This is a genomic window from Streptomyces sp. NPDC014864, from assembly GCF_043081525.1.
Classification (GTDB): domain Bacteria; phylum Actinomycetota; class Actinomycetes; order Streptomycetales; family Streptomycetaceae; genus Streptomyces.
On record NZ_JBIBWT010000019.1, the window covers coordinates 49,434 to 72,356 of the forward strand.

23 protein-coding genes are annotated in these 22,923 nt (G+C 75.1%); 12 read left to right on the forward strand and 11 right to left on the reverse strand.

Annotated elements, in window-relative coordinates; genetic code table 11:
- Nucleotides 1-16 precede the first annotated feature (16 nt).
- The 4 genes from ACF1A5_RS28260 to ACF1A5_RS28275 form a co-directional block, all read right to left on the reverse strand.
- A complete protein-coding gene (locus tag ACF1A5_RS28260) occupies nt 17-769 on the reverse strand; it encodes an anti-sigma factor domain-containing protein (RefSeq protein ID WP_392195693.1) in 753 nt (250 codons plus the stop codon).
- On the reverse strand, nt 766-1,350 hold the full coding sequence (gene sigK, locus ACF1A5_RS28265) for an ECF RNA polymerase sigma factor SigK (protein WP_392195694.1): 585 nt from the start codon (nt 1,348-1,350) through the stop codon (nt 766-768). The genes ACF1A5_RS28260 and sigK overlap by 4 nt, the downstream gene beginning before the upstream one ends.
- A gap of 263 nt (nt 1,351-1,613) precedes the next feature.
- Entirely contained in the window at nt 1,614-2,243 is a 630-nt protein-coding gene (locus ACF1A5_RS28270; protein ID WP_392195695.1) for a hypothetical protein, read from the reverse strand.
- A gap of 128 nt (nt 2,244-2,371) precedes the next feature.
- A complete protein-coding gene (locus ACF1A5_RS28275; RefSeq protein WP_392195790.1) occupies nt 2,372-3,067 on the reverse strand; it encodes a sigma-70 family RNA polymerase sigma factor in 696 nt (231 codons plus the stop codon).
- Nucleotides 3,068-3,278: 211 nt separating this feature from the next.
- On the opposite strand from ACF1A5_RS28275, the gene ACF1A5_RS28280 reads away from it, so the two are divergent.
- Together ACF1A5_RS28280 and ACF1A5_RS28285 are read left to right on the forward strand one after the other, a co-directional pair.
- Nucleotides 3,279-4,352 carry a MerR family transcriptional regulator gene (locus ACF1A5_RS28280; RefSeq protein ID WP_392195696.1) on the forward strand — a complete coding sequence of 358 codons (1,074 nt, stop codon included), beginning with the start codon at nt 3,279-3,281 and terminating at the stop codon, nt 4,350-4,352.
- Nucleotides 4,353-4,522: 170 nt separating this feature from the next.
- Nucleotides 4,523-5,764: an NAD(P)/FAD-dependent oxidoreductase gene (locus ACF1A5_RS28285; RefSeq protein WP_392195697.1), complete on the forward strand. Its 1,242-nt coding sequence runs from the start codon at nt 4,523-4,525 to the stop codon at nt 5,762-5,764.
- Between the two features lie 141 nt (nt 5,765-5,905).
- On the opposite strand, the gene ACF1A5_RS28290 is transcribed toward ACF1A5_RS28285, so the two are convergent.
- The 3 genes from ACF1A5_RS28290 to ACF1A5_RS28300 form a co-directional block, all read right to left on the reverse strand.
- Entirely contained in the window at nt 5,906-7,411 is a 1,506-nt protein-coding gene (locus ACF1A5_RS28290; protein ID WP_392195698.1) for a cryptochrome/photolyase family protein, read from the reverse strand.
- A 12-nt stretch (nt 7,412-7,423) separates the two neighbouring features.
- Complete coding sequence (locus tag ACF1A5_RS28295; protein WP_392195699.1) at nt 7,424-8,797, reverse strand: cryptochrome/photolyase family protein; 1,374 nt, start codon at nt 8,795-8,797, stop codon at nt 7,424-7,426.
- Nucleotides 8,798-8,891: 94 nt separating this feature from the next.
- Nucleotides 8,892-10,454 (reverse strand): SDR family oxidoreductase, encoded by a 1,563-nt coding sequence (locus tag ACF1A5_RS28300; protein ID WP_392195700.1) that lies wholly within the window; start codon nt 10,452-10,454, stop codon nt 8,892-8,894.
- A gap of 96 nt (nt 10,455-10,550) precedes the next feature.
- Between ACF1A5_RS28300 and ACF1A5_RS28305 the strand changes: the two genes are divergently transcribed.
- From ACF1A5_RS28305 to ACF1A5_RS28320, 4 genes are all read left to right on the forward strand, one after another.
- A complete protein-coding gene (locus ACF1A5_RS28305; RefSeq protein ID WP_392195701.1) occupies nt 10,551-11,060 on the forward strand; it encodes a MarR family winged helix-turn-helix transcriptional regulator in 510 nt (169 codons plus the stop codon).
- Between the two features lie 159 nt (nt 11,061-11,219).
- Complete coding sequence (locus tag ACF1A5_RS28310; RefSeq protein ID WP_392195702.1) at nt 11,220-13,403, forward strand: MMPL family transporter; 2,184 nt, start codon at nt 11,220-11,222, stop codon at nt 13,401-13,403.
- A 45-nt stretch (nt 13,404-13,448) separates the two neighbouring features.
- Nucleotides 13,449-14,240 carry a SigB/SigF/SigG family RNA polymerase sigma factor gene (locus ACF1A5_RS28315; RefSeq protein WP_392195703.1) on the forward strand — a complete coding sequence of 264 codons (792 nt, stop codon included), beginning with the start codon at nt 13,449-13,451 and terminating at the stop codon, nt 14,238-14,240.
- Between the two features lie 157 nt (nt 14,241-14,397).
- The gene (locus tag ACF1A5_RS28320; protein ID WP_392195704.1) at nt 14,398-14,565 is read left to right on the forward strand and encodes a hypothetical protein; all 168 of its coding nucleotides are present in this window, start codon (nt 14,398-14,400) and stop codon (nt 14,563-14,565) included.
- 107 nt (nt 14,566-14,672) lie between these two features.
- Here ACF1A5_RS28320 and ACF1A5_RS28325 read toward each other — a convergent pair whose 3' ends face one another.
- Complete coding sequence (locus tag ACF1A5_RS28325; protein WP_392195705.1) at nt 14,673-15,719, reverse strand: acyl-CoA dehydrogenase family protein; 1,047 nt, start codon at nt 15,717-15,719, stop codon at nt 14,673-14,675.
- 98 nt (nt 15,720-15,817) lie between these two features.
- Between ACF1A5_RS28325 and ACF1A5_RS28330 the strand changes: the two genes are divergently transcribed.
- Nucleotides 15,818-16,174: a YciI family protein gene (locus tag ACF1A5_RS28330; RefSeq protein WP_392195706.1), complete on the forward strand. Its 357-nt coding sequence runs from the start codon at nt 15,818-15,820 to the stop codon at nt 16,172-16,174.
- A gap of 34 nt (nt 16,175-16,208) precedes the next feature.
- Here the strand turns inward: ACF1A5_RS28330 and ACF1A5_RS28335 are convergent, their stop codons facing one another.
- Nucleotides 16,209-16,916 (reverse strand): dienelactone hydrolase family protein, encoded by a 708-nt coding sequence (locus ACF1A5_RS28335; protein WP_392195707.1) that lies wholly within the window; start codon nt 16,914-16,916, stop codon nt 16,209-16,211.
- Between the two features lie 247 nt (nt 16,917-17,163).
- Here ACF1A5_RS28335 and ACF1A5_RS28340 point away from each other — a divergent pair, with 247 nt between their 5' ends.
- The 4 genes from ACF1A5_RS28340 to ACF1A5_RS28355 all read left to right on the forward strand — a co-directional run bounded on the left by ACF1A5_RS28340 (nt 17,164) and on the right by ACF1A5_RS28355 (nt 20,115).
- A complete protein-coding gene (locus tag ACF1A5_RS28340) occupies nt 17,164-17,535 on the forward strand; it encodes a BlaI/MecI/CopY family transcriptional regulator (protein WP_392195708.1) in 372 nt (123 codons plus the stop codon).
- On the forward strand, nt 17,532-18,461 hold the full coding sequence (locus ACF1A5_RS28345) for a M48 family metalloprotease (RefSeq protein ID WP_392195709.1): 930 nt from the start codon (nt 17,532-17,534) through the stop codon (nt 18,459-18,461). The genes ACF1A5_RS28340 and ACF1A5_RS28345 overlap by 4 nt, the downstream gene beginning before the upstream one ends.
- Nucleotides 18,462-18,567: 106 nt before the next feature.
- Complete coding sequence (locus tag ACF1A5_RS28350) at nt 18,568-18,975, forward strand: VOC family protein (protein ID WP_392195710.1); 408 nt, start codon at nt 18,568-18,570, stop codon at nt 18,973-18,975.
- A gap of 69 nt (nt 18,976-19,044) precedes the next feature.
- Complete coding sequence (locus ACF1A5_RS28355) at nt 19,045-20,115, forward strand: adenosine deaminase (protein ID WP_392195711.1); 1,071 nt, start codon at nt 19,045-19,047, stop codon at nt 20,113-20,115.
- On the opposite strand, the gene ACF1A5_RS28360 is transcribed toward ACF1A5_RS28355, so the two are convergent.
- Together ACF1A5_RS28360 and ACF1A5_RS28365 are read right to left on the reverse strand one after the other, a co-directional pair.
- The gene (locus tag ACF1A5_RS28360; protein WP_392195712.1) at nt 20,097-20,612 is read right to left on the reverse strand and encodes a DUF664 domain-containing protein; all 516 of its coding nucleotides are present in this window, start codon (nt 20,610-20,612) and stop codon (nt 20,097-20,099) included. The genes ACF1A5_RS28355 and ACF1A5_RS28360 overlap by 19 nt on opposite strands.
- A 176-nt stretch (nt 20,613-20,788) precedes the next feature.
- A complete protein-coding gene (locus tag ACF1A5_RS28365) occupies nt 20,789-21,703 on the reverse strand; it encodes a LysR substrate-binding domain-containing protein (protein WP_392195713.1) in 915 nt (304 codons plus the stop codon).
- A 128-nt stretch (nt 21,704-21,831) separates the two neighbouring features.
- Between ACF1A5_RS28365 and mgrA the strand changes: the two genes are divergently transcribed.
- Nucleotides 21,832-22,824, forward strand: coding sequence for an L-glyceraldehyde 3-phosphate reductase (gene mgrA / locus ACF1A5_RS28370; RefSeq protein ID WP_392195714.1), 993 nt, complete (start codon nt 21,832-21,834; stop codon nt 22,822-22,824).
- Nucleotides 22,825-22,923: the final 99 nt, after the last annotated feature.

Here is a 22,923-nt window from a genome sequence, read left to right on the forward strand (position 1 = left end):
GGGGCCGGGGCGCGGATCAGACCGGCAGGTTCATCAGTGCGAGCGGCGCCGACGTGGGCTTCTCCGATCCGCCCCGCGGCTCCACCGTGATGCCCATGGCCGAGGCGCCGTCGACGGGGCCCTTCATCGTCACCGTCTGACTGGCCAGGTGCGGGTCCATCAGACCGGCGGGCCGCATGGTGCCGCCGTCGTCGAACCACAGCTGGTAGACCTTGCCCCGCGGCGGCGCGGCCATGCCCGAGGCCACGAACACGGCCCGGTCCCGGCTCCTGGAGACGACGACGCTTCCCCGGGCGCCGTCCGCGAGCGTGGCGCTGCGGGTACGGGCGTCGGGAGCCGCGAGCACCGCGGCCAGCTCGTCCGCCCGCTGCGCGGACGCCCTGGCCTCGGCCCGGGCGTCCTCTGCGCGGTCGTGCTGCCACACCGTGGTGCCCCCGAGTGCGGCCGCCGCGGCCACGCACGCGGCCAGCGCCCACCGGGACAGCCGCCGGGACCCCAGCACGGCGCGGGCCGACCGGGCGGTGGGGGAGGTGGCGGGCGCCTCCTGCCGGACGGTGGAGACGCGGTGCAGCACCCGCTCCCTGAGCGCCGGCCGGGCCGGGACGGACACGGCGAGCCCGAGCCGGGCCGTGGTGGCGGCGAACTCGGCGACCTCCTGCGCGCAGGCCTCGCAGTCCGCGAGGTGCCGCTCGAAGGCCTCGCGCTCGTCGTCGGGCAGGGCGTGCAGGGCGTAGGCGCCCGTCAGTGTGTGCAGGTCGGCGGTGGTCACGCGCTCACTCCCAGGCAGTCACGGAGTCGGATGAGGCCGTCCCGCAGCCGGGTCTTGGCCGTGCCGAGCGGCAGCGCGAGAGCCTCTGCGACCTCGCGGTAGGTCAGTCCCCGGTAGTAGGCGAGATCGACGGCCTGCCGCTGGATCTCCGTCAGCGTGCGCAGACAGCGCCGCACCTGCTCCCGCTCCAGGCGCGCCTCCACCTGCTCGGTCACCTGGTCGTAGTCGGGCGTCCGGTCCAGCAGGGCCGCCTTGTGCTCGCGGGCGGCCGCCGCCTCTGCCGAGCGGACCCGGTCCACCGCGCGGCGGTGAGCGAGGGTGAGGATCCAGTTGATCGCGGACCCGCGGTCGGCGCGGTACCGGGCCGCCATGCGCCACACCTCCACCAGCACCTCCTGAGTGACCTCCTCCGACTGCGCCTGGTCGCGCAGCACGCTGCGCACCACTCCGAGAACGGGGCTCGCCACCACGTCGTAGGCGGCTGCGAAGGCCTCCTGATCACCCAGGGCCACGCTGCTCATCAGTTCCTGCAGATCCGGCTCGGACGCCGGGTTCCTGCCGATGTACACGGCTTCTTTCACGTGGTGGGTCCTTAGGGAGTGAGACATGGCCGGGCGTAATCCGGTGCCGCGGGTGCGGCGGATTGGTCCGGGACGGAATGAAGGGCGGGAGATTCACCGTGCGGGGGAGATCGGCCGTGCCGGGAAGACCCGCTGGACGGGAGGTGGCTTCCGTGTCGGGGCTGCGGGGGAGTGAGGGGGCCGAGGGGGCAAGGCGGAATCACGGGGTGGCTCTGTCCCTGGGGGGTGGGTACGGACGCGGCTCCCCGTCCGGCGGCGGACGGTCAGCCGGCGCCGACCCCTCCCCTTCCGGAGCGGGAGCCCGTACGGATGCGCGAGCGTGCCCGGCGCCCGCGCGGCCGGAGCCGGCGGCGTACGAGCAGGACGGCGGTCACGGCCGCCGCGAAGGGCGCCAGGAGCCGGGCGGCGCTCCGGATCGCGGGCGTCCGGCGGAGCCGGAGGGCGCCGCGGCCGCGGGAGGCGGGGGCGCCGGGGGAGTCGAGAGTAGCGGGATTGCCCGGAGAGCCGGGAGAGCCGGGAGGGCCAGGGGGGCCGCTGCAAGGGGGCGCGTCGCGGGGCCGGGTCGGCCTGGGGGTTTCGCCGGCCGGTACGGGGGGCTCGCAGGCGGGCCGGGGACGGAGGACACCTGACGGGCCATGGACCTCCGCGGCGATCGCGTGCCACACCCGGGCGGGCGGCCGGACCACCTCGTCGGCCGGGGAGACGGTGCGGCCCGCGGCGACGACCCGCCTCAGTTCGTCCAGCGCCTCGCCGCACCGGCGGCATTGCGCGACATGGGCGAGGGCCGTGACCAGTTCGGCCTCCCGCGGGTCGGGCCGGTTCCGCCGCTCGTCGAGGGCGAGGGCGGCCAGATCGTCGGGCGGGACATGACCGCCATGGTTTCGGTCGCCCATGCCCACCTCCGCAGTCGCACCGTCCCCTTGATTTCCGGTCCGGCGACCGCGACGGATGCGGTGCGGGCCCGTCCGGGACGTGGTCGACTCGCACCGCTTGTGCATCGAATACGGCTGGCGAGTCTCGCTCAGGCGCTCGCGAGCACGCCCGTGCCCGGGTCCGCCTCAGGCGTCTGCTGCTCGAGCCGGCGGCGCAACTGGTGCAGGCCGCGGCGGGCGTGGCTCTTGACCGTGCCGAGCGGCCAGCCGGTGCGCTCGGCGATCTGGGTCTGGGTCAGGTCCTCGAAGAAGGCCAGGCACAGCACCCGCCGCTGGGCCGACGGCAGCCGGTCCAGTTCGTGCCGCACGAGGACGCGGTCGAGGGCGGCCTCGGGCCTGCCCGCGGCGGGGTCGACCGGGCCGAGGGCCGAGCCGGCGGCCGCGACCAGTTCGCCGCGCCGGGTCCGCGCGGCCAGCGCGTCGGCGATCTTGCGCCGGGTGATGCCGACGATCCAGCCGGCCAGCGGTCCGCGCTCGGGCCGGTAGCCGCTCCGGCCGCGCCACACGCCGAGGAAGACCTGCTGGGTGACGTCCTCGGCCTCCCTCGGATCCCCCAGCGAACGCCGGGCCAGCGTGTGCACCAGGGCCGACCAGCGGTGGTAGGCGGCGGCGAGGCAGGCCTCGTCGCCGGCCACCAGACCGCGCGCCAGCTCCTCGTCGGCGAGCGACTCCTCGACGGGCGCCCACAGCGGCGCGTCGGCCGGGTGGGCCGCCGAGGACGAGGAAGCCGGGGAAGCCGTGGCGGTCGTCGTCGGGGCAGTCGTGGAAGTCGGGCAGGGGGACATCGGGGTGTCGAACCGGACGGCGGTCGGATGCGGGGTCATGGCGACGCCTCCTGAGGTCGGGCGGAACGCGTGCCGGCCGACCGCGGTCGTGGCGGGCGCCCGTCACCGCGGAGGCCCTGGACCGTTCCCGGGGCTCGCTCCGTGCCGCAATCGTGTGAGCGGCGACCTCGGTGACTCAACTTGCATCGATTCTGCGTCGTATAGTCGGTGCATGGACGAGACGGACGAGACGGACGAGACGGACGAGCGGCGGGAGCCGGAGGAGCGGGTGGACCCGGCGTCCCGGTCCGGCGAAGCGGGTCTGACCACCGGCGCGCTGGCGCGCAGGCTCGGGGTCTCACCGACCACGCTGCGCTCCTGGGACCGCCGCTACGGCATCGGACCCGCCGTGCGCGCCGACGGCAGGCACCGGCGCTGGACGCCCCAGGACGTGGAGATGCTGGAGACGATGTGCCGGCTCACCTCGGCCGGGGTGCCGCCCGCCGAGGCGGCGCGCACCGCGCAGGAGACGGCGGCGACCGCGGCGCCGGCGGCCCCGGGCACGGCCGGCGTCGCCGCGCCGCCGCGGCAGCCCGTGGTGGCACCGCGCTCCCGGGCGGGCGGCACGCTGCCCCTCGGTGATGTGCGCCAGGAGTGCCGGGGGCTGGCCCGGGCCGCCGTACGGCTCGACGCGCCCGCCGTCGAGGAACAGCTGAGCGCGGCGGTCGAGGAGCACGGGGTCGCCGTCGCCTGGCAGGAGGTGATGGTGCCCACCCTGCACGCCGTCGGACGCAAGTGGGCCTCGTCGGGCGACCGTTACGTCGAGGTCGAGCACCTGCTGTCCTGGCACGTGTCCACCGTGCTGCGCCGGTGCACCCGGCCCGCCGCGCCCGCGGGCGACGCCCCGGTCACCGGCCCCGTGATTCTGGCCTGCGTGCCCGGCGAGCAGCACACGCTGCCCCTGGAGGCGCTCAACGCCGCGCTCGGTGAACGCGGGCTGCCCACCCGCATGTTCGGCGCGGCCGTGCCCGCCGAGGCGCTGGCGGCGGCCGTGCAGCGCCTGGGCCCGGCGGCCGTGGTCCTGTGGGCCCAGGCCCGCTCCACGGCGAGCCTGCCGCTGGCCCGGTACGTCGCCGCGGCGCAGTGGGGGGTGAAGGGCGCGCGCCGGCAGCCCCTGGTCCTCCTCGGCGGACCCGGCTGGGCCGGGCGCCGCGCACCGGGACTGCCCCGGCCGAACAGCCTGCACGAGGCACTCGACACCCTGTCCGCCGTCCACGCCGCGGCGACCCCCGGCGAGCCGCGCTGAGACGGCCCGCCGGACCGGCCGCCGCCACGCCGAAGCATCGCCACCCCGTGTCCACTCCGTCGGCGCATCCGGCGGACCGGCGGGACGGGAACCCATCCGAACGGCGCCCGCAGCAGACGCCGCCGGCCCGCGCGTTCGCCGGGCGGCCCCAGACACGAAGGGTGGAACCCATGCCCGCGACCGCATCCCCCGTGGACGTCCTGGTGATCGGAGCGGGGGCCGCCGGGCTCGCCTGCGCCCGCGACCTGCTCGCCGGGGGCCTCGACGTACGGGTCCTGGAGGCGTCCGACGGGGTCGGCGGCCCGGTGCGCTCCGACCGCGTCGACGGCTTCGTGGTCGACCGGGGCTTCCAGGTGTTCAACACCTCCTACCCACAGGTCAGAAGGCGCCTGACGCTGCGTGACCTGCGGCTGCGGCCGTTCACCCCGGGCGTGCTGATCCACACCGACCGGGGCAGGCTGCGCTTCACCGACCCGACCCGCCGTCCCGGGACGCTTTCCGGCCTCCTGCCCGGCCGTCTCGCCGGCCCGCGCGACCTGCTGGCCCTCGGGGTGCTGTCCGGCCGCGACCTGCTGGGTCCGGTGGAGTGGGTGAAGCGCTCCGAGGACCGCACCACCAGGACCGCGCTGGCGGCGGCCGGCTTCTCCGACGTGTTCGTCGAGCGGTTCTTCCGCCCGTTCCTGTCGGGTGTGTTCCTGGAGGACGAACTGGAGACCTCCAGCCGGTTCTTCCACCTCGTCTGGCGCAGCATGCTGCGCGGCACCCAGTGCCTGCCCGCCGAGGGGATCGGGGCGGTGCCGCGGGCGCTCGCCGGGGCGCTGCCCGCCGGTCTGGTGCAGCCGGAGACGGCGGTCGAACGCCTCACCGCCGACGGTGCCGAGACGGCCGCCGGAGCGCTGTTCCCCGCCCGCGCCGTGGTGGTGGCCACCGGCCCCGGCCCTGCCGCCGCGCTGCTGCCCGGGCTCGACCTGCCGCCCTACCGGGTCGTGACGACGTACTACCACGTGGCACCGCGGTCGCCGCTGGGCGAGCCGACCCTGCTCGTCGACGAGCGGCGGCGCGTGCTCAACACCTGCGTGCTCAGCGACGTCGTACCCGAGTACGCTCCGGCCGGCTCCGCGCTCGTCGCGACCTCCGTGCTCGGCCCGGACGCCGAGGGCCGCGAACGGTCGGTGCGCGCGGCCCTGTCCGACCTGTACGGCACCGGCGCGGGGGACTGGCAGCTGCTGACGGTCCGCACGATCACCGACGCGCTGCCCGCCATGCCGCCGCCCCAGCCCCTGCTCCGCACCTCCCGCACGGCCCCGGGGCGCTACGTCTGCGGCGACCACCGGGCCACCGGATCGGTGCAGGGAGCGCTGGCCTCCGGGGCCCGTGCGGCGCGCGAGGTGCTGCGCGACCTCGGCCGCTGAGACGTTCCGCAGCGGGCCGCGGTGCGCGGCGGCGGGTCATACCGCGCCGGGCGCCCAGCGGCGGGTCGGGGGCCGGGGTCGGAGTCCGAAGTCGGGGCCGAGGCCAAGGGCCGCGGTCGGGGGCCGAGTTCGGGGACCGGATCACGGAGGTCCGTCGCCGCGCTCCTCCTCCGCTCGCAGCAGCTCGTCGAGGTCGGCCAGCCGGTCCAGGCCCCCCACCGCCCGCGTCATCCGGGGATTGCCCGCCAGCCGCTCCCGGTGCCGGTGCAGGAAGGCCCAGTATTCGGCGGTGAGCGGGCAGGCGCGCTCGCCGACGCGTTCGGTCGGCCGGTACGCGCACCCGCCGCACAGGTCGCTCATCCGGTGCACGTACGTGCCGCCCGAGGTGTACGGCTTGGTGGTCATCCGCCCGCCGTCGGCGTACTGGGACATGCCGACGACGTTCGGGACCATCACCCAGTCGTAGCCGTCGACGAAGCAGCGGTGGAACCAGTCGGTCACCGCCCGCGGATCCCAGCCCCGCTGCAGGGCGTGGCTGCCCAGCAGCATCAGCCGGGGGATGTGGTGCGTCCAGCCGGTGTCGTGCACCTGCGCCAGGACGGTGGCCAGGCACCGCGCGGTCACCGCGTCGGCGTCCAGCTCCAGGAACCACTCCGGCAGCGGCGCCCGGTGCCCGAGGGCGTTGCGCCGGCGGTAGTCCTCGCCGAAGTACCAGTACAGCTGCCACACGTACTCGCGCCATCCGGCGACCTGCCGGACGAATCCCTCGACGCTGTGCACCGGGGCCCGCCCCGTCCGCCAGGCGTCCTCGGCCCGTTCCACGCACTCGGCGGGGTCGAGCAGACCCAGGTTCAGCGAGGAGGACAGCAGGCTGTGGCTCATCACCGGGTCGGCGGCCAGCATCGCGTCCTCGTGCGGCCCGAACCCGGCCAGCCGGTGCTCGACGAACCGGCGCAGCGCGCTCAGCGCCTCGCGGCGGGAGGCGGGGAAGCGGCGCGGGCCGTCGCGGCCCACGAACCGGATGCCGTCCTCGCGCTCCCACCGGTCGAGGTCGTGCCGCACCTCCTCGTCGACGCCGTCCTCCCGGGGACGGTAGGGCGCCGGAGCGCCGAGTGTGCGGGCACCCTTCGGCGGCGGCTCGCGGTTGTCGTGGTCGTGGTTCCAGCGACCGCCGGCCGGGGTACCGCCGTCCATCAGCAGGTCGTGCCCGCGCCGCACCCAGCGGTAGAAGTCCTCCTGGAGCAGCCGTCGGCCGCTCCGGCCGTCGGCCCAGCCGCGGAAGTCGTCGTGCGGGACGAGGAAGCCCCGGGCGGGCAGCACCGTGACACCGTCCAGCGACCGTACGAACCGCAGGGCGGCGTGCGACGTGGGATGGTGCACCGTCAGCGGGCCGTCGCCGACGGCCTCGCGGAGGCCCTCGCGATACGTCTCGGCACGCACGTAGCGGACCCGGTCGCCGAGCTCGGCGGCGCGGTGGCGCATCGCGGACAGCACCAGGTGCGCCTTGGCCCGGTGGAACCGCCGGCGGCGGAAGACCGAGCGGGCCTCGATCATCACCACCGGCGCGTGGCGGTCGGGGCCGCCTTCGCCCGGGGCGAGGAAGTGCGGGCCGAGCTGGTCGCCGAACAGCCAGTGGGGGACGGTCACGGGCGGGCCTCCTCAGTCGCGGGCGCGGGCGCGCTTGAAGCGGGCCAGCCCCTCGGACAGGTCCACGACGGGATCCGGGTAGTCGAGCGCGCCCCGGTCCGGGCCGCGCAGCTTCCACGGCTCGTGCACCAAGGGCCCGTCCAGCCCGGCGAGTTCGGGCACCCAGCGCCGTACGTACGTCCCGTCGGGGTCGTACCGCTTGGCCTGGGTGACGGGGTTGAGCACCCGGTTGGGCCGGGTGTCGGTGCCGGTGCCCGCCATCCACTGCCAGTTGAGCTGGTTGCTGGCGACGTCGCCGTCGACCAGCAGGCGCAGGAAGTGCCGGGCGCCGACCCGCCAGTCGACGTACAGGGTCTTGGCGAGGAAGCTCGCGGTCAGCAGGCGGCCCCGGTTGTGCATCCAGCCCTCGTGCCGCAGTTGGCGCATGGCCGCGTCGACGATCGGATAGCCGGTGCGGCCCTCCTTCCACGCCTCGACGTCCTCCCGTGCGGCCCGCTCGGACCGCCAGCGGTCGTGCTTGGTGCGGTAGTCGGCGGCGGCCGCGGCCGGCCGCGCCGCCAGGACCTGCCGGTGGAAGTCGCGCCAGGCGAGCTGCCGTACGAAGGCCTCCGCGCCCGGGCCGCCCGTCTGCCGTGCCCGGTGGACGAGTTCGACGGGGGAGAGCGTGCCGAAGTGCAGATGGGGCGAGAGCCGGGAGGTCGCGTCGCCGGCCAGGTCGTCGTGCCGGTCCTCGTAGGCGGCGATGCCCGAGCGCAGCCAGCCGGCGAACCGCTTCCTGCCCTCCGTCTCGCCGCCCGGCGCCAGCCCCTCGGACAGCCCCGTGAGGTCCGTGCGGGAGGGCAGTTCCCCGGAGCCGATGCCGTCCGGCACGCGGACCGCGCGCGGCGCGCCGAGGGTGGCGCGCAGGCTCTGCTGCGACCACTGCCGGAAGTACGGCGTGAAGACGGCGAAGTGGTCCGAGGAGGACGGGGTGAGCGCGCCGGGCGTGACGGCGGTGGTCACCGTCTCGTGCACGTGCAGTCGGCGGCCGTCCGCCTCCAGCGCGCGCCGCAGCCGCTCCTCCCGGCGGTGGGCGTGGCGGCTGACGTCGGCGGCCATGTGCACCTCGTCGGCGTCCGCCTCGGCGGCCACCTTGCACACCTCCTCGACGAGGCCGCCCGAGCGCAGCACCAGCCGGCCGCCGCGGCGCTCCAGTTCCGCGGCGAGGTCGCGCAGGCAGTCGGCGAGGAACGCCAGCCGGTTCGGTGCGGCGAAACCGGCCGCGTCGACGGCGCGGTCCCGCACGAACAGGGGGACGACCTGCCGGGAGCCGTCGAGGGCGGCGCGCAGGGGTGGATGGTCGTGCACGCGCAGGTCGGCGGTGAACAGGACGACCGAGACGTTCATGGTGCGGGCTCCGGAGCGGTACGGACGGTGCGTCGGGCCGCACCGAAGGGTCGGTGATCTGCTTCGGGCGCGGGCCCCGCCGCGGATGCGCGGGTCAGCGGGCGACCGCGTCGTCCCCCGTACGGATGAGTGGCGCGGTCCTGGCCGCCGCCTGCGCGATGTTGCGGGCCATGCCGCCGAACACGAGGGCGTGGAAGGGGGAGATGCTCCACCAGTAGGCGTGGCCCAGCAGCCCGTGCGGGTGGAACAGGGCGCGCTGGCAGTAGCGGGTGCGCCCGTCGGCGTCCGTGGTGGCGCGCATCTCCAGCCAGGCCAGGCCGGGCAGCCGCATCTCGGCCCGCAGTCGCAGCAGCCGGCCCGGCTCGATCTCCTCGACCCGCCAGAAGTCCAGCGAGTCGCCGACCCGCAGCCGCTGGGCGTCCCGGCGCCCCCGGCGCAGTCCGACCCCGCCGACCAGCCGGTCCAACCAGCCGCGCAGCGCCCAGGCGAGGGGGAAGGAGTACCAGCCGTTGTCCCCGCCGATGCCCTCGACGACCCGCCACAGGGCCTCGGGCGGGGCGTCCACGGTCAGTTCGCGCCGGTCCGTGTAGAGGCTGCCGCCCGCCCAGGCGGGGTCGGTGGGCAGGGGGTCGCTGGGCGCGCCCGGCACGGAGGCGGACGACCACCGGGTGGTCACCTGGGCGTCCCGGACGCGCTGCAGGGCGAGCCGCACCGCGTCGTCGAAGCCGATCGGGCGCCCCGGCGGATCCGGCACGTAGCGGGTGATGTCGTGCTCGTGGCAGACGACCTCGTGGCGCAGCGACTCGGTCAGGGGCCGCGCGATGGACGCGGGCACGGGCGTGACCAGACCGATCCAGTGACTGGACAGGCGGGGCGTGAGGACCGGGACGGGCACGATGACCCGGCGCGGCAGGCCCGCGACGGCCGCGTACCGGAGCATCATGTCCCGGTAGGTCAGGACGTCCGGGCCCCCGATGTCGAAGGTCCGGTTGACGTCGGCCGGCATCCGCGCGCTGCCCACCAGGATCCGCAGCACGTCCCGTACGGCGATGGGCTGGATCCGGGTCCGCACCCAGCTCGGGGTGATCATCACGGGCAGGCGTTCGGTGAGATAGCGCAGCATCTCGAAGGAGGCGGAGCCGGAGCCGATGATCACGGCGGCCCGCAGCACCGTGGTGGGCACCCCCGAGTCGAGCAGGATGCGGCCGACCTCCGCGCGCGAGCGCAGATGCGGGGAGAGTTCCTTCTCCGGCACGCCGGTGGGGGTGAGGCCGCCGAGGTAGACGATCCGCCGGACGCCCGCGGCCTTGGCCTGCTCGCCGAAGACACGCGCGGCCCGGCGGTCGGTGTCCTCGAAGTCCCGGCCCGAACCCAGGGCGTGCACCAGGTAGTAGGCGACGTCGACGTCCCGCATCGCCTCGGCGACCGAGTCGGCGTCCGTGACGTCGCCGCGGACCACCTCCGCGTCCGCCGCCCAGGGATGGTCGCGGAGCTTGCCGGGGGAGCGGGCCAGGCAGCGCACCCGGTGACCGGCCTCCAGCAGCTCGGGGACGAGCCGGCCGCCGATGTACCCGGTGGCACCCGCCACCAGGCAGCGCAGCCGTGCGCCGGTGCCCGCCCCGTCGCGCGGCCCCTCTCCCGTGTCCTCACCGTTCATCGGTTCCGGTCCTCCGCGTGTCGGCGCCTTTCCAGAACACTTCCACCGAAACGGTCCGCGCGGATGCCCGGACCGGCGTTTCTATAGGCTGATCGCGTGGCCACGGCAGACGACACCGAGCGGAGCGCGGGCGGACCGGACCCCGGGGCGGGGGCGCCGGAGGACACCGGCCTGCTCTCCTTCGCGGTCCGGCTGCGGCGGATGAACGGCGAGATCAACCGCCTCGTGCAGGGTTTCGCGGGCGAACACGGGCTGCACCCCACCGATGTGCAGGCGCTCGCGGCGATCCTGGACGCCGACGAGCCGATGACGCCGGGCCGCCTGCGCGGCCGTCTCGGGCTGACCTCGGGCGCCGTGACGGCGTGCGTGGACCGGCTCGAACGCGCCGGGCACGTCCGCCGGGTCCGCGAGAGCCCCGACCGCAGGGTGGTCCACCTGCACTACGCGGCCGACGCCCGCGCGACGGCCCGGGACTACTTCCGGCCGCTCGCCGAGGCGACCGAGGCGGCCCGGTCGCGTTTCACCGATGAGGAGCTGTCCACCGTGGTCCGCTTCCTCACCGCGATCAACGACGAGCTCGCGCTCCTGCCGTCCCCGGAGCGCTGAACCGCCGCCGGGTGCATCCGGCCGCCGGGCGGGGCGGGAAGAACAGGCGTTGCCGCGTCCTCTACGATCAGCACCCCGATATATCTCAATCATTGAGATTCTTTTCTGTTGAGCTAATCGGGTACGTGTACGAAACCCGCCACCGGAGTCTGGAGATCGATGTCCACCACCGCCCGCCGGGCCCGCCTGCTCGTGCCCTTCGTCCTGCTAGCGCTCTGGTTGGGCATCGGGGGAGCCTTCGGGCCCTTCGCGGGCCGGCTCGGCGAGGTCGCCACCAACGACCGGGCCGCCTTCCTGCCGCGCAGCGCCGAGTCCACCGCGGTCAGCGACGAGCAGCGGGCCTTCCGGCAGAGCGAGACCCTCCCGGCCGTCGTCCTGTGGACCGCCGACGGGGACGCCCCGCTGCGCGACCGCCAGGCCGCCGCGACCCGGGCACTCGCCTCGCTCTCCGGCGCACCGGGCGTCGCCGGACGGGTCTCGCCCGCCCTCCCCTCGGAGGACGGCAGGGCCCTGGAAGGCGTCGTACCGCTCACTCCCGGCCTCGGGGACCGGCTGCCGGACACCCTCGACCGGGTCCGTGCCGCCGCCGAGCGCGTCCCCGGCACCACCGTCCGGCTCGCCGGGCCCGCCGCGACCCAGGCGGACCTCGCCGACGCCTTCGCCGGCATCGACGGGCTGCTGCTCGGCGTCGCGCTGGCGGCCGTCCTGATCATCCTGCTGCTGGTGTACCGCAGCGTGCTCCTGCCGCTGGTCGTCGTCGTCGGGGCCGTGTTCGCGCTGGGACTTGCCTGCGCGATCGTCTACGTGCTCGCCGACCACGACGTGGTCCGCGTCGACGGCCAGGTGCAGGGCATCCTGTCCATCCTGGTGATCGGCGCGGCCACCGACTACGCGCTGCTGCTGACGGCCCGCTACCGGGAGGAACTCGCCCACCGCGCCGACCGGTTCGCCGCCGTCCGGGCCGCGCTCGGACAGTCCTGGGGCCCGATCGTCGCCAGCGCGGCCACCGTCGCCCTGGGCCTGCTCGCGCTGCTGCTGAGCGATCTGACGAACAACCGCGCCCTCGGGCCGGTCGGGGCCGTCGGCATCGGCTGCGCGGTCCTCAGTGCGCTCACCTTCCTGCCCGCCGTGCTCGTCCTGCTCGGCCGGGCGGCCTACTGGCCCGCCAAGCCCCGCCCCGCCGACGGCCGGTCCGACACCGACGGCCGTTCCGACACCGACGGCGGCCCCGGCGCGGACGGCATCTGGCAGCGCGTCGCCAGGCTCGTCGACCGGTCCCCGCGCAAGGTGTGGGCGGTGGCCCTCGCCGGACTGCTGGCCTGCGCCGCCTTCGCCCCCACCCTCACCTCCAAGGGCGTACCGCTCGAGGAGATCTTCGTCAACGACGCGCCGTCCGTCGCCGCGCAGCGGACCCTCAGCGAGCACTTCCCCGGCGGCTCGGGCAACCCGGCCGTGGTCGTCGCCGACGCCGGCCGCCTGGAGCAGGTCCTCGCCGCCTCCCGCACGACCGAGGGCGTGGCCTCCGCGTCCGCCGTGACCCGGACCGGGCGCCCCGGTGCCACCCCCCTGGTCGTCGACGGCCGGGCCCAGATCGACGTCACGCTGCGCGCGGCCGCGGACAGCGACGCCGCCAAGGAGACCGTCGCCCGGCTGCGAACGGCGGTGCACGCCGTCCCGGACGCGAAGGCGCGGGTCGGCGGCTACACCGCCCAGCAGTACGACACGCTCCGCACGGCGGAGCGGGACCGCACCCTCATCGTGCCGGTCGTGCTCGTCATCATCTTCGCCATCCTGACGCTGCTGCTGCGGTCCCTGCTGATGCCCGCCCTGCTGGTCGCCACCGTCGCCCTGAACTTCGCCGCCACCCTGGGCGTCTCGTCCCTCGTCTTCCGGTACGCGTTCGGCTTCACCGGCACCGATCCGTCCGTGCCGCTCTACGGCTTCGTGTTCCTGGTCGCCCTCGGCGTCGACTACAACATCTTCCTCATGTCCCGGGTGCGGGAGGAGTCGCTGCGGCACGGCGTGCGCCAGGGGGTGCTGCGCGGCCTGGTCACCACCGGCGGAGTGATCACCGCCGCCGGAGTGGTGCTGGCCGCCACCTTCGCCGCCCTGGGGGTGATCCCGCTCGCCTTCCTGGCGCAGATCGCCTTCATCGTCGCGTTCGGCGTGCTGCTCGACACCCTGGTCGTGCGGTCGCTGCTGGTGCCCGCCCTGGTACGGGACCTGGGCGCCGTGGCCTGGTGGCCGGGGCGGCTCAGCCGCAGGCGGGAGGGCACCTCGGCGGGCCGGGGGGAGAACGAACCGAGGATGTCCGCATCCGCGGCGGCCGACCGTACTGAATGAACAGCGGATCGACCCACCGGTAGCACGCTTGCCGAGGAGACAGCCGTGGTCCCACAGTCCACCGCGACGACGCCGGCCGACCCCCGCGCCGAGACCCGGCTGCTCCTGGTGCGGCTCGCCTCGCTGGAGGAGGGAAGCGCCGAACACTCCCGGGTCCGCAACGCGGTCGTCGAACTCAACCTGGGCCTCGTCCGGTACGCGGCCCGCCGCTTCCGGACCCGGGAGGAGCTGTACGACGACGTCGTGCAGGTGGGCACCATCGGCCTGATCAAGGCGGTGAACCGTTTCGAACCGGCGCGGGGCACCGAGTTCGAGGCCTTCGCCGTGCCCACGGTGGCCGGGGAGATCAAGCGCTTCTTCCGCGACGCCACCTGGGCCGTGCACGTGCCGCGGCGGCTCCAGGAGCGCCGCTTCGCGCTCCGGGACGCGGCCGCCGCCCTGGAGCAGGAGTACGGCCGCCCGCCGACCGTCGGCGAGCTCGCCCGCAGCACCGGGTGGCCGGAGGAGATCGTGGCGGAGGGGCTGCGCGCGGCCGACGGGTACGGCGCGCTGTCCCTCGACGCCCCGCGGGACGAGGCCGACGAGGGCGGCTGCCTCGCCGACCTGCTCGGCGGCGAGGATCCCTCGCTGGCCATGGCCGAGGACCTGATCGCGCTGAAGCCGCTGATGGCCGCCCTGACCGCGCGGGAGCGCCGGATCCTGGCGTTGCGGTTCACGTACGACATGACCCAGAGCCAGATCGGCGCGGAGCTGGGTCTGTCCCAGATGCACGTGTCGCGGCTGCTGTCCCGGACCCTGGCACGGCTGCGCAGCCGGCTCGCCGTCGGCGGCGCCTGAGCGGCGCCCGGCAGCCTCCCGGCGGGCGCCGCCCGGGCCGGACGCGGCGCGGCTTCCCCGGACGCGCACATGTTCGTGCCGACCGGGGGCAGGCGGACTGTACAAGTCGGACCGTGTTCTTTCCCGTCAATGGTCGATTCTGGAGGTGTCTGCCGGTATGGGCGCGAAGGTGTTGGAGAGGTTTCCCGCCGGATCTCCGCGCGGCTCCTGGCCGGCCGAGGAGTACGCGGCGCGGCGCCGGGCCGAGGGTCAGCCCGCGACCGTCGTGATGGACCTCGAACAGGACGCCTTCCTGGTTGTCGTGCCCGTCCACGACGAGGGCTGAGCGACCGGCCCTTTCTTACACCCCGGCCACGGTCACGGGTCGCAGCCGGCCGGATGGTCCACGGTCACGGGGGTCGCAGCCGGCCGGATGGAGCACGGCCACCGGGCTCAGCCGGCCAGATGGCCCAGGTGAGCCCGGCGCACCTCCGCCGTCTGCCCCTGCACCAGCAGGAACATGCCCTCGCGCGCGAGCCGTTGGGCCCGGCTGCCGAGGTCCAGGGAGCGGCCGCCGCCTGCCACGATCGCGGCGGTCGTCGCGGTGCGCATCAGGTCGTAGGACCGCGTCTTGAGGGCGAGCCGCTCCTCGACGCGCGCGTGCGGCACCGGGTGGTCCCACAGGGCGTACGCCCGCTCCCGCACGTCGTCGAGACGGCCGCGCAGCGCACGCGCCGTGTCCGCGGCTTCCGGGACCCCGTCCAGCAGGGCGAGCGCCGCGTACGCCACGCCGAAGACGGCCGGCGAGGCGTTGGTGTTGCGGGGCCGGTCGAGGACCTCGAACCGCTCGTGCGGGGTGCGCTGCACGACCGCTTCCCCCGGCAGCCACAGGCCGTCCAGGCGCAGCGACACCGTGCGGGCGGCGGTGAGGGCCGCGAGCCGCATCGGCGGCGACGGACGCAGCCCCGGCTGCTCGCGCGCCTCGGCGAACGCGAACACCACCTCGGCCTCGTCGGTCACGCCGGCCAGCAGCATCACGTCGTTCAGCCCCCAGCCCGTGTACCAGGGCACGGTGCCGTCGAAGCGCCAGCCGCCGCGCTCGGGCACGGCCCGCACGGGCACCCGGGGGAAGGCGCGCACATGCGCGAAGGCGATTCCCGCCAGCAGTTCGCCGGAGGCCAGGGGCCGCAGCAGCCGTTCCCGCACCGGGCGGTCGGACGCCGCGAGGAGCTTCACCGGAGTGTGGTGCTGGGTCTGCACGAACCAGGTCGAGCAGCACGCCCCGGCCAGGATCTCCGCCGTCTCCCGGGCCACCGCGGCGGGCGCCGCCGCGCCTCCGTACTCCTTCGGCGCGCTCAGCCCGAGCAGGCCCGACCGTCTGACCGCCTCGATGTGGGTCGCGGGGACGCCCTCCTGGTCGACGCGCTCGGCGTTCGGGGCGAGCAGGCCGTCCGCGAGCAGGCGGGCACGGGTGACGAGGGGGTGGGCCGCAGTGGTCATGGAGAGGATTCTCCCGATGTGGCCGGGCGAGGTGCCGAACCGGGGGCGTGCCGTTCGTGTAGGAGGTGGGTCGACGGCACGACGCCAAGGAGGACGCCATGAAGTACTACCTGCTCAGTGTGATCCAGCCGAGCGAGGGCGAACCGCCCTCGGCCGAGGCGCTGGCCCGGATCATGGGCGAGGTCGAGACCTTCCACCAGCAGCTGCGCGAGGCGGGGGCCTGGGTGTTCGCCGGGGGACTGGACGGCCCGGAGACGGCGGTGGTGCTGCGCCCCGAGGGCGCCGGCGTGCGGGTCACCGAGGGCCCGTACGCCGACGGCAAGGAGTATCTGGGCGGCCTGTGCCTGATCAAGGCACCCGACCTGGACGCGGCCCTGGACTGGGGCCGCAGAGCGAGCCGGGCCACCACGCTCCCCATCGAGGTGCGCCCGTTCCAGCACACCGCCGAGGACTGACACCCGCCCCCACGCCGAGGCTCCCGGCCGGCGCTCAGCCCAGCCGCTCGTGCAGGAAGGCGAGGGTGCTCCGCCAGGCGGCGGCGGCCGAGCCGGGGTCGTGGCTCGGCCGCCGGTCGTTGAAGAAGGCGTGGCCGGCCGGGTAGAGGCGGAAGTCCGGGGTGAGGCCCGAGTGCCGGTGGATCGCCTCCCGCAGCTCGTCGATCCGCTCCCGCGGGATGGTCCGGTCGCGCTCGCCGAAGTGGCCGAGGAGCTGGGCCCGCAACCCCGAGAAGTCGGGCAGCTCGCCCTGGACGACGCCGTAGAACGGCACCGCCGCGCTCACCCGGGGCTCCACCGCGGCCAGGTACAGCACGAAGCCGCCGCCCATGCAGAAGCCCACGGCGCCGGCCGTGTCCGAGGTGACCTCGGGCCGCGACAGCAGATGGTCCACGGCGCCGGAGAGCAGTTCCACCCCGCGGGACACCGGCAGGGCCTTCATCATTCGCTGAGCCTCGTCACCGTCGTGCGCGACGCTCCCGCCGTACAGGTCGGGGGCCAGGGCGACGAACCCCTCGGCGGCCAGCCGGTCGGCCACCTCCGCGATGTGGTCGGTCAGGCCCCACCACTCCTGGATGACGAGGACACCCGGCCCGCGGCCGGCCGGCGGCAGCGCCAGATAGCCGTGGGCGGTGGCTCCCGCGCTGGGGAACGTGACGTTCTGCCGGGCGGGCGTCTCGGCGGGCTTCGGCGTCTCGGGCATGGTGCTCCGTTCCGGTGGTGCTGATGGTCCTGAGGCCCGGTGGTACCGGGGGTGGGAAGGGCCTCCCCGCCACGGGTACCCGGTCCCCGCCCATCCCCGCCCAGGTCCCCGCGGCCGGCCGCGACGGCCCTCCCCGTCATGGGCGTGCGGGCCCGCCACGGGCGGACGCCCGACGACTGCTCCGGACGACTACTATCGTGTAGACGGTCCGCCGGGCCGTGGACGATGACGGGTGAGGGACCTTCGGATGACCGACGCCAAGGACGAACGCCGGCCGGCGGGCGAGCTCGAAGCCAGTGTCATGGCCGTTCTCTGGGCCGCCGAGGCACCCCGGACCGCCGGTCAGGTCCAGCTCGCCCTCGGCGCCGGACTGGCCCGCACCACGGTGACCACCATCCTCACCCGGCTGCACGACAAGGGCGTCGTCGAGCGCCGCCGCCAGGGCCGCGGCTACGCCTACTACCCCGTCCAGGACGCCCCCGGGCTGACCGCCCGCCGGATGCACACCGAACTCGCCCGCGACACCGACCGCGAGCGGGTCCTCGCCCGCTTCGTCGCACAGCTCAGCCCCGACGACGAGCGCATCCTGCGCGACCTGCTGGAACCCGGTGACCGATGACGGCACTGCTCCTGCTGCCGCTCCTGCTGCCGTTCGCCGTACCGGCGGCGGCCCGGCGCGCCCTCGACCGCCTCGCCCCCGGCACCGCGCTGTGGGTGATCACGGTCTGCTCGGTCGTGCTGGCGGGCTGCTCCCTCGCGGCGCTCGGCGCATTCGTCCTCATCGGCCTGCTCAAGCTGCCCGCCCTCGCCGCGCTGGGTGAGCTGATCCACCCGCTGGCCACCGCCCCGTACCTGGTGGTCGTACCGGCCGCGGCCGTCTCCGTCGGAGCGCTCGCCGTGTGCGCGATCACCCTGGGACGTGCGGCCCTGCGGGAGTTCCGGTCCTTCCGCAGCGCCCGGACGGAGGCCGGCCGCCGGCCCGCCGCGGGCGACCTCTGCGTGGTGGACTCCCCGCACCCCGACGCGTACGCCCTGCCCGGCCGCCCGCACCGCATCGTCGTCACCACCGCGATGCTGCGCAGCCTCGACGCGGCCGAGCGGGAGGTGCTGTTCGCCCACGAGCGCGCCCACAACCAGGGCGGCCACCACTACTTCCTGGCCGCCGCCGAACTCGCCGCCCACTGCCACCCCGCCCTGCGCCCGGTCCGCGACACCATCCGCCTCGCGGCCGAACGCGTCGCCGACGAGGCCGCGGCCGCCGCGGTCGGCGACCGGCGGCTGACCGCCCGCGCCGTCGCCCGCGCCGCGCTCGCCGGCCGGGAGGCCCCCTCCGTGCGCCCCGAGGTCGCCCCGGCGGCCACCTCCGGCCCGATCCCGCTGCGCGTCAAGGCCCTGCTGGCGGCTCCGCAGGTGCCGCGCCGTGCCGCGCTGCGGATGGCCGCCCTGCTGATGGCGTGCACCACGCTCTCCTTCACCGCCTCGGCCACCGGCCTGATCGACTTCCACCACCGGGTCGAGATCGCGCAGGGCGACGCGTCCCACTGAGGCCGCCGCCGGCGTGCCGCAATCCCACCCGGTGGGGCCGGGACTGGCGTACGCGCGGGTTTTACGTATAACCTCACCCGTCAATCGCCCTCCCCGAAAGGCCCCGATGAGACGCGTCGCCCTGGTCACCCTCGTCGTCGACGACTACGACGAGGCGATCCGCTTCTACACCGAAGCCCTCGGCTTCCGGCTCGTCGAGGACGCCCCGCGCCCGGACGGCTCGCGCTGGGTCGTCGTCGAGGCGGGGGCGCCGGGCCCGGACGGCGCGGGCTCCGCCGCCGGTCTGCTGCTCGCCCGCGCCAAGGGCGGGACCCAGCGCGCCCGGATCGGCGACCAGACCGGCGGACGTGTCGGGTTCTTCCTGCACACCGACGACTTCGCGGGCGACCACGCCCGGATGCGCGCCGCGGGCGTGACCTTCGTGGAGGAGCCCCGGCACGAGCCGTACGGCACGGTCGCCGTCTTCCAGGACCTGTACGGCAACCGCTGGGATCTGCTCCAGCCCGCCGGCTGAGCTTCCGACCGCCGCACGTCCGCCCGCTCCCACCGCCCCTTCGAACCGCCCGCCCAAGGAAAGACCGTCATGACTGCTACGCGCGTAGACACCGAAGTGATCCGCCGCCTCCCCAAGGCCGTGCTGCACGACCACCTCGACGGCGGCCTGCGCCCCGCCACCGTCGTCGAGCTCGCGGCCGCGGTCGGCCACACCCTGCCCACCACTGACCCCGACGAACTCGCCGCCTGGTACTACGAGGCCGCGAACTCCGGCGACCTGGTCCGCTACATAGCCACCTTCGAGCACACCCTCGCCGTGATGCAGAACCGTGAGGGCCTGCTGCGCACCGCCGAGGAGTACGTGCTGGACCTGGCCGCGGACGGCGTCGTCTACGCCGAGGTGCGCTACGCCCCCGAGCTGATGCTCCAGGGCGGGCTGACCCTCGCGGAGGTCGTCGAGACCGTGCAGGAGGGACTCGCGGCGGGCATGGCCAGGGCCGCGGCCGCGGGTACGCCGGTCCGGGTCGGCACGCTGCTGTGCGGGATGCGGATGTTCGACCGGGTCCGGGAGGCCGCCGACCTCGCGGTCGCCTACCGGGACGCGGGCGTGGTCGGCTTCGACATCGCCGGTGCCGAGGACGGCTTCCCGCCCGCCGACCACCTGGCCGCCTTCGAACACCTGCGCCGCGAGAGCGTGCCGTTCACCATCCACGCCGGCGAGGCGCACGGCCTGCCCAGCATCCACCAGGCGCTCCAGGTCTGCGGCGCCCAGCGCATCGGCCACGGCGTGCGCATCACCGAGGACATCGTCGACGGCAAGCTGGGCCGGCTGGCGGGCTGGGTGCGCGACCGCCGCGTCGCCCTGGAGATGTGCCCGACCTCCAACCTGCAGACCGGCGCCGCCACCTCGATCGCCGGGCATCCCATCACCGCGCTGAAGGACCTCGGCTTCCGGGTCACCCTCAACACCGACAACCGCCTGGTGTCCGGCACGACGATGACCCGTGAGATGTCCCTGCTGGTCGAGGAGGCGGGCTGGACGCTGGAGGACCTGCGCACGGTCACGGTGAACGCGGTCAAGAGCGCGTTCCTCCCGTTCGACGAGCGCGTGGCCCTCCTCCGTGACGTGGTCCTGCCGGGCTACGCGTCCGCGCTCTGAAGCAGCCCCCTGACGTAGGCGGCCTGTCCGGCGTGCTGCAGATCGTCGGACAGGACGCTCACCAGCCGGACGCCCAGCGTCACGGGCGGATCCCAGCGCTCGTCGACGACGCGTCCGAGGTCCTTCGCGGTCAGCTCGCGCAGGGCCCGCAGGGTCTGCTCGTGCACGGCGTCGTAGTAGCCGGTCAGCAGGTCCGCGGAGTCGACCCGTACCTTGGCGACCTTCGCGGGGCTGTGGCCGTAGCCCGTGTCGCGCCGGTTCAGATCGAGTCCGAAGCGTTTCTCCCAGCCCTGGGCCAGCCACACCTGGTCCAGGCCGAAGGCGTCGGCGACATGGTCGTCCTGCACCCGGGTGAGGTGCCAGAGGAGCCAGGAGACGGAGTTGGCGTCGGCGGCGGGCCGGGCGTTGAGGAGCTGTGCCGGCAGGCCGTCGACGACGGCATGGACTTCTTCGCGGACACGGCCGTAGCCGTCGATGAGGACGTCCTTCGCATGCATACGTCCACCATCGCGCATCGCCGTCCGTCATGCGTCCGGAACCCGTCATGCGGGAAGCGGCCGGGCGGCGGCACCCGCCGGGCTCCCGCGATCCGCGCCCGTCCGGGGCGCGCCCGGCCGGTCCGATCACCCGGCCGTCCCGATCGTCCGGACGGCCCCGTCGTCGGGCCGTCCGGTCAGCCCGTGCCCGACGCGGCCGGCGTGGGGACCGGGCCGCCGGTCTCGAGCAGGGCCATCAGCGCCCGGGCCGCCGGGCTGGTGGCCTGCGGCGGGGGCAGCAGCGCGACCGTCTCGTACTCGGTCTCGCCGGTGCCCTTGAGCGGCAGCGCGGTGAGCGTGGGGCGCTTGTGCCGGAAGTGGCTGGGGACGACGGCGACGCCGAGGTTCTCGTCGACCAGGTCGAGGAGGCTGTGCACGTCGTTCACCTCCAGGGCCACGGTCCGCCGGACGCCCGCCGCGGAGAAGGCCGCGTCGGTGGTGCGGCGCGGCCCCCAGTCGGGATGGAAGTCGACGAAGACCTCGCCGCCGAGGTCCTGGGGGGTGAGCACCGCGCCGGGCGCGGTGAGCCGGTGGTCGGGGCGGCACAGCACCGTCATCGGCTCGCTGGTCAGCGCCACCGAGCGCAGCTGGTCGGTGTCGGCCTGCGTCCGGTAGGCGAACGCGAGATCCAGCCGTCCGGCCGCGACCTCCTCCGCGAGCGCGCCGGACCCCGCCTGCCTCAGCCGGATCTCCACGTCCGGGTGCCGCCGCCGGAACGTGGCGAGCAGCGAGGCCACGTGCACACCGGCGATGCACTGCTCGGTGCCGATCGCGAGCGTGCCCCGCAGCACGCCCTGCACCGCGGCCACCGCCTCGTGCGCCGACCGCACCTGCGCGAGGATCCGCTCCGCCTCGCCGAGCAGGGCGCGCCCGGCCTCCGTGAGGGTGACCCGGCGGGTGGTGCGCACGAACAGCGGGGCGCGCAGCTCCCGCTCCAGCGCCCGGATCGACGCCGACAGGCCCGACTGGGACACCATCAGCCGCTCCGCGGCCCGGGTGAAGTGCTGGTCCTCGGCGACGGCGACGAAGTGCTGGAGGTGACGCAGTTCCATGACTGAGAAGCGTATCCGCTGAATTCCATCGGATTCTTCTGTTGGACCACTGCCCGCAGGTCGCGCGAGAGTGGGACGCCGGTTCCCCGGAACCGGTCGCCCGCAGTGCCAACCCCTCTGGAGTCGCGTTGTACACCCCCCACCCCGACCGTTACGCGGACATGCCCTACCGGCGCGCCGGACGCAGTGGCCTGAAGCTCCCCGCGCTGTCGCTCGGCCTGTGGCACAACTTCGGCCCCGACCGCCCGGTGGAGACCCAGCGGGCGATCCTGCGCCGGGCCTTCGACCTCGGGGTCACCCACTTCGACCTGGCCAACAACTACGGCCCGCCGCCCGGCGCCGCCGAGTCCGCGCTGGGCGAGGCACTGCGGGCCGACCTCGCGCCGTACCGCGACGAACTGGTGATCTCCACCAAGGCCGGCTACCTGATGGGGCCGGGCCCGTACGGTGAGTGGGGCTCCCGCAAGTACCTGCTGTCCTCGCTCGACCAGAGCCTGGGGCGGATGGGCCTGGAGTACGTCGACATCTTCTACTCCCACCGCTTCGACCCGGACACTCCGCTGGAGGAGACGATGGGCGCCCTGCACTCCGCGGTCCAGCAGGGCAAGGCGCTCTACGTCGGCGTCTCCAACTACTCCCCGGAGCAGACCCGCGAGGCCGCCCGCATCCTCGGCGAGCTGGGCACCCCGCTGCTGATCCACCAGCCGCGCTACTCCATGCTCGACCGCCGCCCCGAGGACGAGGGCCTCCTCGACACCCTCGACGAGCTCCAGGTCGGCTCCATCGCCTACTCCCCGCTGGAGCAGGGCCTGCTCACCGGCCGCTACCTCGACGGCGTACCCGAGGACTCGCGGGCGGCGAGCGACAGCCCCTTCCTCCGCTCCGACGCGGTCACCGAGGAGCTGGTGGGCAGGCTGCGCGCGCTGGACGAGATGGCGGGGGCCCGCGGCCAGTCGCTGGCCCAGATGGCGCTGGCGTGGGTGCTGCGCGGCGGCCGGGTCACCTCGGCCCTGGTCGGCGCGAGCAGCCCGGGGCAGCTGGAGGACAGCGTCGCGGCGATCGGCAACCTGGACTTCGACGCGGAGGAGCTGACGCGGATCGACGCGCTCGTCAAGCCGTGACCCGGCCGGGGGGGGGGGGGGGGGGGGGGGGGGGCCCCCCCCCCCCCCCCCCCCCCCGGGGGGGCCCCCCCCCCCCCCCCGGCGCGCGCCCCCCCCCCC